Raw genomic sequence first — 8,978 nt, 5'->3', positions numbered from 1 at the left:
GGCGGTCACAGCCCAGGGGAGACGCCCGGACCCATTCCGAACCCGGAAGCTAAGGCCTGGCACGGCGATGGTACTGCACCCGACAGGGTGTGGGAGAGTAGCACGCCGCCGCATTAACACTTAACGAAAGCCCGATACCATGGATGGTACCGGGCTTCTTCGCATATCCGACACCCGGAACCCCCGACACCAAACACCAACCAGCAACAACCACGAGTCCACCACATCAGACACCACACACAACGCCAGCACGGACTCGCTACAACCTGGAAGTCCCGCACAAGTTACATGCATATGTGGGATTGCCCTCCTAGCCCATCACCGTTGGTTGATATGTCAACGCATTCCCTACACTGAGAAACTGTTATGCATTACTTCACACCCAAGCGTTGCGCGACCTCAAACAAAATCATGTACCACGACAAGGTACAGGCACAACGTGCCGCCGATCAAAGCTTTATTGAGCGTGGCGCAGAACTCTGGGTATACCGCTGTGAATACTGCAATTGCTGGCATCTGACGCATCGCGATCCGCAATTGAGCTACAAACACGTTCCGCTCAATCAGGAACTGAAGCCGCACAGTCGCAAACGTGGATATAAACCGCGCAGACGCTAGCGAGACATAGTCAACAGCTAGTCTCCTGCACATACAATAGAGCCCTTGCGGGGATTGCAATAGCTTCCCAGCAAGGGCTCTTCGTTATGTTCTGTCCGGCCTTCAGCTAAGCCGCGGTCGTGCCAGTTACTTATCCAGCTCGAAGCCTTGCGCTGCAGCCTTGGGCAGCAGCGTCTGACGGCTGACATCCTGGCCGCTGACTGTGGCAATCTGATCGCTGAACGCGTCCACCGGACGGTCAGTATTACGCAAGTCATAGTACTGGTGCACTTCTGCATCGAACTCATCAAGCGCAGTGAGGGTGTCGCTATCCGCGCCATCGGTCGGATACGCGTTGTCGAAGAATTGCATCTCTCGAGGCATGCGTGGCTTCAGCGCCGGATCCTGATCAGGCTTGCCGATTGCCAAGCCCAGCACCGGATACGTGTACTTCGGCAGTTTCAGAGCTTCGATAACCCCCGGAATATCGTTGAGAATCGACCCCAAAATCACGCAGCCAAGACCCAGCGAATACGCGGCCGTCTCCATGGCGTGTAGCGCCAATACAGCGTCGTTCTGAGCCTGCGTAAAGCGATAGCTGTACTTCAGATGGAATGCGTCAGAATCAGGATCAATGCCCTTACGCTCAGCGATACGCGCATTGCGATGCTCATCAATCACAAACACATACAGCAGCGGAGCGGTGGCGATGTACGGCTGATGACCGAATTCAGCCATCTTGGCCTTGAGTTCCGGATCAGTGATGCGAATGGCGGACCAGTCGTTCAAGAACTGGCTGGATGCGGCGTGCTGTGCAACGGTTTCCAATGTGGAGACGGTATCAGCATCGATAGCCTCATCCTTGAATTTACGAATCGAGCGGCGGTTCAGCAGCGCTTCAATAGTGGAGTTAGTAACCATATGCACATTCTCGCATGGCGAGAGCTGATGGTGAAGACCAGTGCTCTCAGAGCGAACCATTAGCGCAATTGGCCGTCAAACATCGGTAGAGGCGATAATCGCAGTTGCATAGTATCCCCGTGTGCGTTTTTACCGCGCAAAAAAATGCCGCGCGAGTTGTGACCGTGCTGCATGACCGTTAGCGCGGTAATTTCTCGAAATAAATGGCGACTTCGAGAATTTACCGCGTTGAGCGACTGTCAGTGCGGTAGATTCTCGAAATAAGTGGCGGCCTCGAGAAATTACCGCGTTGAGCGATCGTCAGTGCGGTAGATTCTCGAGATCAAGGAAAATTTCGAGAATCTACCGCGCTAAAGGGGAGGCTGAAGGGTGATTGGGCCGACGAAGTTGAGGGGATGGTTGGGCCGACGAAGTTGAGGGGATGGTTGGGCCGACGAAGTTGAGGGGATGGTTGGGCCGACGAAGTTGAGGGGATGGTTGGGCCGACGAAGTTGAGGGGATGGTTGGGCCGACGAAGTTGAGGGGGTGGTTGAACCGACGAAGCGGAGAGGTGGATTGAACCAACGAGGCTTAAGGGTTGATTAAGCTGACGGTGCTGAAAGGTGATTGGGCCGACGGGGCTGGAAGGGTGATTGAACTGACGGGGCTGGAAGGGGTTGACCCGTTCGACAGGGCTGGGTGCATCTACCGTGCTCAACCCAATCAGCAGGGCAAGAACAATACGGCAACGCCCCTACGCGCGAATCAGTGACGAGCTTTACGATGACGGCGGTCCACAAACGCCTGAGAGCCGCGATCGGACAGCTGCGAAACCACAGCGCCAAATGCCGCTGAAGCCGCGGCAAACGCCAGACTCAGCAGCCAACCTTGCGGGGCATCGGCGGCAAGTCCCTTGCACAGATTGCGCTGGGCAACCCCCTTGTTCCACAGGCTCTGGAACAGTTTGCCGGCTACGAAGCCAGCAGCCGCCGGAATCGCGGATTTGATGAACTTGTCGCCCAAAGAATCCGGATCGTTCAACCGGCGCTCGCGCGCGGCGTTCACTGCATCATCAATACGATGCAGCCCATCAATCATCTGATCGGCCTCAGTGGAGATTGCGGAGTTCGGTTCATCACTCATAACCATCAGTCTAAAACAAAGGAATCATAAAAGGCGAGTGGCGTGGGTGGAGTCTGCACAGGATACAGACTACAGTGGAGGCCATGAGCGAACATACTACGGACGGCACTGTTGCCGTCGAATCATCGCGCGGCGGCTGCGGTTATTTGGTGTTGCTGCGTCACGGACAGACCGTGTGGAGTGAATCCGGGCAACACACCGGACGCACGGATATTCCTCTGACACCAACCGGCCGCCAGCAGGCAGTCGATGCCGGGCAGCGTCTGCGCGAGGCGTTCCCTCGTGGATTCGAGCCGGGGTGTGTGTTCTCCAGTCCGCTGAAGCGCGCTCGTCAGACCGCGGAGTTGGCCGGATTCGAGGGCTGCGGTGTGCTCGATGGCATCGCTGAGTGGGATTATGGCCGCGCGGAAGGTCGTACTAGGCAGCAGCTGAGCAAGGCCGGCGGTTTCGAGTGGGATATTTGGCGTGATGGGCCGCGCTCACTGCCTGTGGAGCTGGAAGGCGACTGGGAAGAAACGTTGCCGAACGGCGAGCAGGTGCATGTGCACAACGGCGAGGGTGAGACCTTGGAGCAGGCTGCGGCTCGCGCCAAGGGTGCCATCGATGAGATTCTGCCGCTGATTACTAGTGGCCGCAATGTGCTGCTGGTGGCACACGCGCATATTCTGCGCATCCTGACCTCGCAATGGCTGGGTGTGGATCCGCACTTCGCACGACTGCTGCGGCTGGATACCGCGCATTATTCGGTGCTGAGTGTGTACAAGGGCGACCATGTGATTGAACGGTGGAATGCCTGAGTGCTGCTCGCGTGATTCCTATGGCTCGTCGGTTCGGCGAGCTTTTTTATTACTGCTGCTGGTGCTGATATCGGTGCTGGTGCTGACGGCTGCTGGTGTTGATTTTGCTGGGTGCTGTTGGTGCTGATGCTGGCGTGTTGCAAACGATAGCGATGGCGGGCGGAATCAGCTTGGCAAATAGTCATTAAAGAATAATCTGACTATGTTTGCGTTCTCAATGATTGCGAACGCTTGCATTGCTGACTATCGCTGGTGAGTATTGAAATATCGGCGGTTTTGCTGTGTTTGTCGTCGTACTGGGCTGATTATGCATGATTAAGGCACGCCGACATTGCCATCGTTTGCAAAAATGTGCGAACCGTTGCACAATAGTGCATGTCGATAGTTGTAACGGTGCTACTAACGGCATCGCTTCCAATCAACAACCGAACGGAAGCTTCGATGAAAGGGAAAGGTTCGAAGATGAATCGCACTATTAAGTCGGCAGTTGCAGTGGCCGCCATCGCTGCAATGTCTCTTGGTACGTTGGCCGCATGCGGAAGCTCCACTTCCGGCGACGACGCCAAGGGCAAGGTTTACTACCTGAACTTCAAGCCGGAAGCCGCCGATCAGTGGGTTGCGCTGGCCAAGGAATACACCAAGGAGAAGGGCGTCGAGGTCAAGGTGCAGACCGCGGCATCCGGCACCTACGAGCAGACGCTGAAGTCCGAGATCGCCAAGACCGAGGCTCCGACCCTGTTCCAGGTCAACGGCCCGGTTGGCTACCAGAACTGGAAGCGCTACACCGCTGACCTCTCGAACACCGACATCTACAAGGAACTCACCAACCAAAACGTCGCCCTGAAGGATGGCGACAAGGTTGTGGGCGTGCCGTACGTGATGGAAACCTACGGCCTGATTTACAACAAGGACATCCTCAACAAGTACTTCGCACTGGACGGTGCCAAGGCCAAGTCCATTGACGAGATCGACAACTTCGATACGCTGAAGGCCGTGGCCGACGACATGCAGGCCCGCAAGGACGAGCTCGGCATCCAGGGCGCATTCACCTCCGCAGGCTTCGACTCCAGCTCCGACTGGCGCTTCAAGACCCACCTGGCCAACCTGCCGCTCTACTACGAGTTCCAGAAGGACAAGGTCACCGAGCAGCCGGCCACCATCAAGGGCACCTACCTGCCGAACTACAAGAAGATCTTCGACCTGTACATCACCGACTCCACCACCGATCGCACGCAGCTGAGCGCCAAGACCGGCGATGACGCCAACTCCGAGTTCGCACTCGGCGAGGCCGCCTTCTACCAGAACGGTACCTGGGCTTGGACCGACCTGCAGAAGGCCGGCATGAAGGCCGAATCCGTGGGCATAATGCCGATCTACATCGGTGTTAAGGGCGAAGAGAAGCAGGGTCTGGCCACCGGTTCCGAGAACTACTGGTGCATCAACGACAAGGCTTCCGACGCCGACAAGAAGGCCACCGAGGAGTTCCTCAAGTGGGTGATCACCTCCGACACCGGCAAGAAGGCTCTCTCTCAGGACATGGGCTTCACTACCCCGTTCAAGACCTTCGACGATGTCAAGTCCGACAACCCGCTGACCGAAGCCGCCGTTGAGGATCAGAAGTCCGGCAAGACCCAGGTTTCTTGGAACTTCACCATGATGCCGTCCGAAGAGTGGAAGAACAAGGTCGGTCAGGCCCTGCTCGAGTACGCTCAGGGCACCGGCAACTGGGATGCCGTGAAGACCGCCTTCGTGGACGGTTGGGCTTCCGAGTACGCAGCCTCCCACTGAGTCCGTTTCGGCTCGTGAGCTTTGCATAGTTCTGAATAGCTCTGAATTGAATAGCTCTGAATTCAATGTGAGGTGATGCCAGCAGCGGTGATTGCCATCGGATTCCATAATGGATGCCCCTGATGGGCTTCCCATGGACGGATTGCTTTCGCCGCTGCGATCCACAGATTCCATAGATTCCACAGATTTACAACGACACTGAACATCGCGGCGCCTTGTGCCTTTTACCCTCCTTCGCACAAGGCGCCGCAACCCTCTTACTCCAACTTCATTGTGTCTCCTCCTTACGCATGTGGCCCCGTCGTTCACAACTGAGCGGCGGGGCCACATGCGTTTTGCGGCGGGATCACGCACGTTTTGCGGCGTGCCACGCGAGTTTTCGAGAAATTACCGCGCTGACAGCCGCTCAGTGCGGTAATTTCTCGAGATTAGGGTTCATTTCGAGAATTCACCGCACTGACATAGTCCCAGTGCGGTAATTTCTCGAGCAAGCCATTTTTAATCAGTGCGACCTACTTGACGCGAGACGTTGAGGCGCGCACCACCAATTGTGCCGGGCAGGTCACGAACGGATGCTCGAGCGGCTTTTCCTCAATCAGATCGAGCGTCATACGCGCCGCCTTGCGTGCCATCTCCACCGGATCCTGACGAATCGTCGTCAATCCAATGTCATCGGTATAGAAGCTGTCATCATAGCCAATCAGCGACACATCGCCGGGCACTGACAGACCGTTGCGCTCAAGCTGGAACAGCAGCGGCAGCGCAATACCATCCTCCTGGCAGGCAATCGCCGTGGGCATCTCATCCAGACTCATCAGCTGCGTGACCACATCGCTGATTTCATAGCGGCCGTCGGCATCAACCTTGCAGACAATGACCTGCGGTTCGACGCCTTCCCTGCGACAGTGCTCGGTGAAGGCGTCAAATCGATTGCGCACGGAGAAGCTCAGCGAAATATCGCGGTCAGTGCTGACGTAAGCGATGCGACGGTGTCCGAGATTGATCAGATGGCGGGCTGCCAATGTGGAACCCTGAGCATCATCGATGTTGATGGCGGCGGCGAACCCGCGAGCCTGCGCATCCACCGAGTTGATGCCCACAATCGGCACATCCACGGACGCGAGCTGGGCGATTTCGTCGTTATCGATGTCGAACGAAACCACGATCACCGCGTCGGCGTTGCGGCGCACGGGCAGCATGTCGAAGAATTCCTTGCGCTCCTCGATGCTGGAAACCTGGAATATGGAGATGTCGTAGCCCTCGGAATGTAGCACCTCGTTCAGTCCTTCGATGACCGAAGCGGTGAACCAGAGGCGAATATGGCCGCTCATCAGAACCGCGATGCGCAGCGAACGGCCGGATTTCAGGGCCGCAGCTGAGCGAGACAGCGAGAAATTGAGCTTGTCGGCGATGGCAAGCACGCGCTCGCGGGTTTTGGCGGACACCAAGTCCGGCCGGGTGAAGGAGCGGGAAACCGTGGAGATGGACACTCCGGCCTGTTGGGCGACGTCTTGGATGCTCGTGGACATGAGGCCTCTTTTGCGACTCGACGAATGGATGCACAACCGAATGCATAGCCGAATGCACAGCCGGATGTGCAACTGGATGTGTATTCGGATGCGTACGTGTAGATAAAACTGATTCAAGTGTACATGGGATTGGCTGATTGCGCAGTGTTGACAACGATTGTATTGCAAACGTTTGTAATAAGCGATATAGCAAAGTAAAAGTGGCTGAATATAGCCAATTCAGTAGGTGAAAACAATGATTGTGCAAGGCTACTTTTTAAATTGGAAACGCTGGAAATGACAACGTTTGACATAAGGGCGTGCACACCGTACCATAAACATAGGCTTACATGAGGGCGGCTATGGAACAGCTCTCATGAGCAAAGCTGATATTGAGATGGTCCCGCTTCGACGCACGACGTAGTGCAGCGGGCTCAAGGAGGAGGAAGTCATGATCAGCATGGCTGGTAAGGCGATACGCAGATGGTGGGCGCTGTTCGCGCTCCCCACGTTCGCCGCATTCATCATTGGATTCCTGGTGCCGTTCATTATGGGCGTGTACCTGAGCTTCTGCGAATTCACCACGGTCACCGACGGTGAATGGGTGGGCTTGAAGAACTACACCAAGGCGTTGAAGGATCCGGAATTCCTGCACGCGCTGGGCTTCTCCACCGCGTTCACCATTGTGACCACCATTGTGATCAATGTGGTGGCTTTCGCCATCGCCTACATGCTGACCAAAGCCATCAAGGGCTCCACGCTCTTCCGCTCGGTGTTCTTCATGCCGAACCTCATCGGTGGCATCATCCTGGGTTACATTTGGCTGCTGCTCTTGAACGGTGTGCTTGCCCACTGGGGCCGCGCCCTGACTTACAAGGCTTCCTATGGCTTCTGGGGTTTGGTCATTCTGGTGTGCTGGCAGCAAATCGGCTACATGATGATCATCTACATCGCTGGCCTGCAGGCACTGCCGACCGACGTGCTGGAGGCCGCCGCAGTGGATGGCGCGAACGGCACCCAGACCATGTTCCGCATCATCATCCCGCTGATGATGCCGTCCATCACCGTGTGCTCCTTCCTGACGGTGACCAACGGTTTCAAGCTTTACGATCAGAACCTCGCCTTGACCAATGGCGCACCAAGCAACATGTCTGAAGGCCTGGCGCTGAACATCACCCGTACCTTCTACGGCCGCATGGGTTGGGAAGGCGTCGGCCAGGCGAAGGCCGTGCTGTTCTTCATCCTGGTGGCGGTCATCGCACTGATTCAGAACAAGCTCACTACGAGCAAGGAGGTGGCAGCCTGATGAACGAGAACAAGCCTGTGAAGCACGGTCCGGTCTGGACTGCTTTGTTTACCGTCGTTTCGCTCTTCTGGATTTTCCCGATTGTCCTGGTGCTGATCAACTCCTTCAAGCAGAAGGCGTACATCTCCAAGAACGCGTTCTCCTTGCCCACTGGCAAGGCGTTCGTGGGATTCGAGAACTATACGCGCGGTGTTGAGACCACGCAGTTCTTCGCATCCTTTGGCTGGACGCTGCTGATCACCGTGGGCTCTGTGGTGCTGATTCTGGTGTGCACCTCGATGTGTGCATGGTGGATTGTGCGCGTGAACAACTGGGCTGCGAAGCTGTTGTACACGTTGTTCCTGTTCAACATGATCGTGCCGTTCCAGATGGTGATGTTCACCCTTTCCAAGATCGCCGATATGCTGAAGCTCAACACCCCGTGGGGCCTGTGCATCGTTTACCTCGGCTTCGGTGCCGGCTTGGCCGTGTTCATCTTCACCGGTGTGATTAAGGGCATTCCGCAGGAGCTGGAGGAGTCCGCCATGATTGATGGCGCTTCCGTGCCGCGCATCTTCTTCCAGATCGTGGTGCCGATTATGAAGCCGTCGATCGTGTCCGTGGCCATCCTCGAAGCCATGTGGATTTGGAACGACTACCTGCTGCCGTACCTGACCCTCGACCTCGGCAAGTACAAGACCATCTCCGTGGCCGTGCAGTACTTGAAGGGTGGCTATGGTTCCGTGGATATGGGCGCCATGATGGCCTGCCTGGTGCTCGCCATCATCCCGATCATCGTCTTCTACCTTGTCTGCCAGAAGTACATCGTGAGCGGTGTTATGGCTGGAGCTGTAAAGGGTTAACGGCTAGTGCCGTTAACCCTTGGCTGGAAGCCCAGTGGGCTTCCAGCAGGCCCCAGGCTGAGACGCGGTAGCCGAGCGTCAACGGCATCATCGTCTT

The 8,978-nt window shown here is 56.4% G+C and carries 8 protein-coding genes and 1 rRNA gene; 6 read left to right on the top strand and 3 right to left on the bottom strand.

What is annotated here, in order from left to right; all coding sequences use genetic code 11:
• A 5S ribosomal RNA gene (gene rrf / locus JS530_RS09995) occupies positions 1-114 on the top strand; the annotation flags it as partial.
• 252 nt (positions 115-366) lie between these two features.
• A complete protein-coding gene (locus tag JS530_RS09990) occupies positions 367-618 on the top strand; it encodes a hypothetical protein (protein WP_033891898.1) in 252 nt (83 codons plus the stop codon).
• Positions 619-744: 126 nt separating this feature from the next.
• Here the strand turns inward: JS530_RS09990 and JS530_RS09985 are convergent, their stop codons facing one another.
• Together JS530_RS09985 and JS530_RS09980 are read right to left on the bottom strand one after the other, a co-directional pair.
• Positions 745-1,518, bottom strand: a complete 774-nt coding sequence (locus JS530_RS09985) for a nitroreductase family protein (protein WP_214377014.1) — start codon at positions 1,516-1,518, stop codon at positions 745-747.
• A gap of 744 nt (positions 1,519-2,262) precedes the next feature.
• Positions 2,263-2,640: a DUF4235 domain-containing protein gene (locus tag JS530_RS09980; protein ID WP_214377013.1), complete on the bottom strand. Its 378-nt coding sequence runs from the start codon at positions 2,638-2,640 to the stop codon at positions 2,263-2,265.
• 83 nt (positions 2,641-2,723) lie between these two features.
• Between JS530_RS09980 and JS530_RS09975 the strand changes: the two genes are divergently transcribed.
• Entirely contained in the window at positions 2,724-3,437 is a 714-nt protein-coding gene (locus tag JS530_RS09975; RefSeq protein WP_214377012.1) for a histidine phosphatase family protein, read from the top strand.
• 441 nt (positions 3,438-3,878) lie between these two features.
• Positions 3,879-5,225 carry an ABC transporter substrate-binding protein gene (locus JS530_RS09970; protein ID WP_214377011.1) on the top strand — a complete coding sequence of 449 codons (1,347 nt, stop codon included), beginning with the start codon at positions 3,879-3,881 and terminating at the stop codon, positions 5,223-5,225.
• Positions 5,226-5,737: 512 nt separating this feature from the next.
• On the opposite strand, the gene JS530_RS09965 is transcribed toward JS530_RS09970, so the two are convergent.
• Positions 5,738-6,754, bottom strand: coding sequence for a LacI family DNA-binding transcriptional regulator (locus JS530_RS09965; protein WP_214377010.1), 1,017 nt, complete (start codon positions 6,752-6,754; stop codon positions 5,738-5,740).
• A 430-nt stretch (positions 6,755-7,184) separates the two neighbouring features.
• Between JS530_RS09965 and JS530_RS09960 the strand changes: the two genes are divergently transcribed.
• Together JS530_RS09960 and JS530_RS09955 are read left to right on the top strand one after the other, a co-directional pair.
• Positions 7,185-8,039: a carbohydrate ABC transporter permease gene (locus JS530_RS09960; RefSeq protein WP_214377009.1), complete on the top strand. Its 855-nt coding sequence runs from the start codon at positions 7,185-7,187 to the stop codon at positions 8,037-8,039.
• Positions 8,039-8,881, top strand: a complete 843-nt coding sequence (locus JS530_RS09955) for a carbohydrate ABC transporter permease (RefSeq protein ID WP_033891907.1) — start codon at positions 8,039-8,041, stop codon at positions 8,879-8,881. Before JS530_RS09960 ends, JS530_RS09955 begins: the two co-directional genes overlap by 1 nt.
• Positions 8,882-8,978 lie beyond the last annotated feature (97 nt).

It is taken from the genome of Bifidobacterium colobi (assembly GCF_018555455.1).
Classification (GTDB): Bacteria; Actinomycetota; Actinomycetes; order Actinomycetales; family Bifidobacteriaceae; genus Bifidobacterium; species Bifidobacterium colobi.
This window is presented reverse-complemented; position numbering and strand designations above follow the sequence as displayed.

What these genes read in the sequence shown, in the direction of transcription:
- JS530_RS09955 (WP_033891907.1), top strand. Translation starts at nt 8,039, where the DNA reads ATGAACGAGAACAAGCCTGTGAAGCACGGTCCGGTCTGGACTGCTTTG.
- JS530_RS09985 (WP_214377014.1), bottom strand. Translation starts at nt 1,518, where the DNA reads ATGGTTACTAACTCCACTATTGAAGCGCTGCTGAACCGCCGCTCGATT.
- JS530_RS09975 (WP_214377012.1), top strand. Translation starts at nt 2,724, where the DNA reads ATGAGCGAACATACTACGGACGGCACTGTTGCCGTCGAATCATCGCGC.
- JS530_RS09990 (WP_033891898.1), top strand. Translation starts at nt 367, where the DNA reads ATGCATTACTTCACACCCAAGCGTTGCGCGACCTCAAACAAAATCATG.
- JS530_RS09960 (WP_214377009.1), top strand. Translation starts at nt 7,185, where the DNA reads ATGATCAGCATGGCTGGTAAGGCGATACGCAGATGGTGGGCGCTGTTC.
- JS530_RS09965 (WP_214377010.1), bottom strand. Translation starts at nt 6,754, where the DNA reads ATGTCCACGAGCATCCAAGACGTCGCCCAACAGGCCGGAGTGTCCATC.
- JS530_RS09970 (WP_214377011.1), top strand. Translation starts at nt 3,879, where the DNA reads ATGAAAGGGAAAGGTTCGAAGATGAATCGCACTATTAAGTCGGCAGTT.
- JS530_RS09980 (WP_214377013.1), bottom strand. Translation starts at nt 2,640, where the DNA reads ATGAGTGATGAACCGAACTCCGCAATCTCCACTGAGGCCGATCAGATG.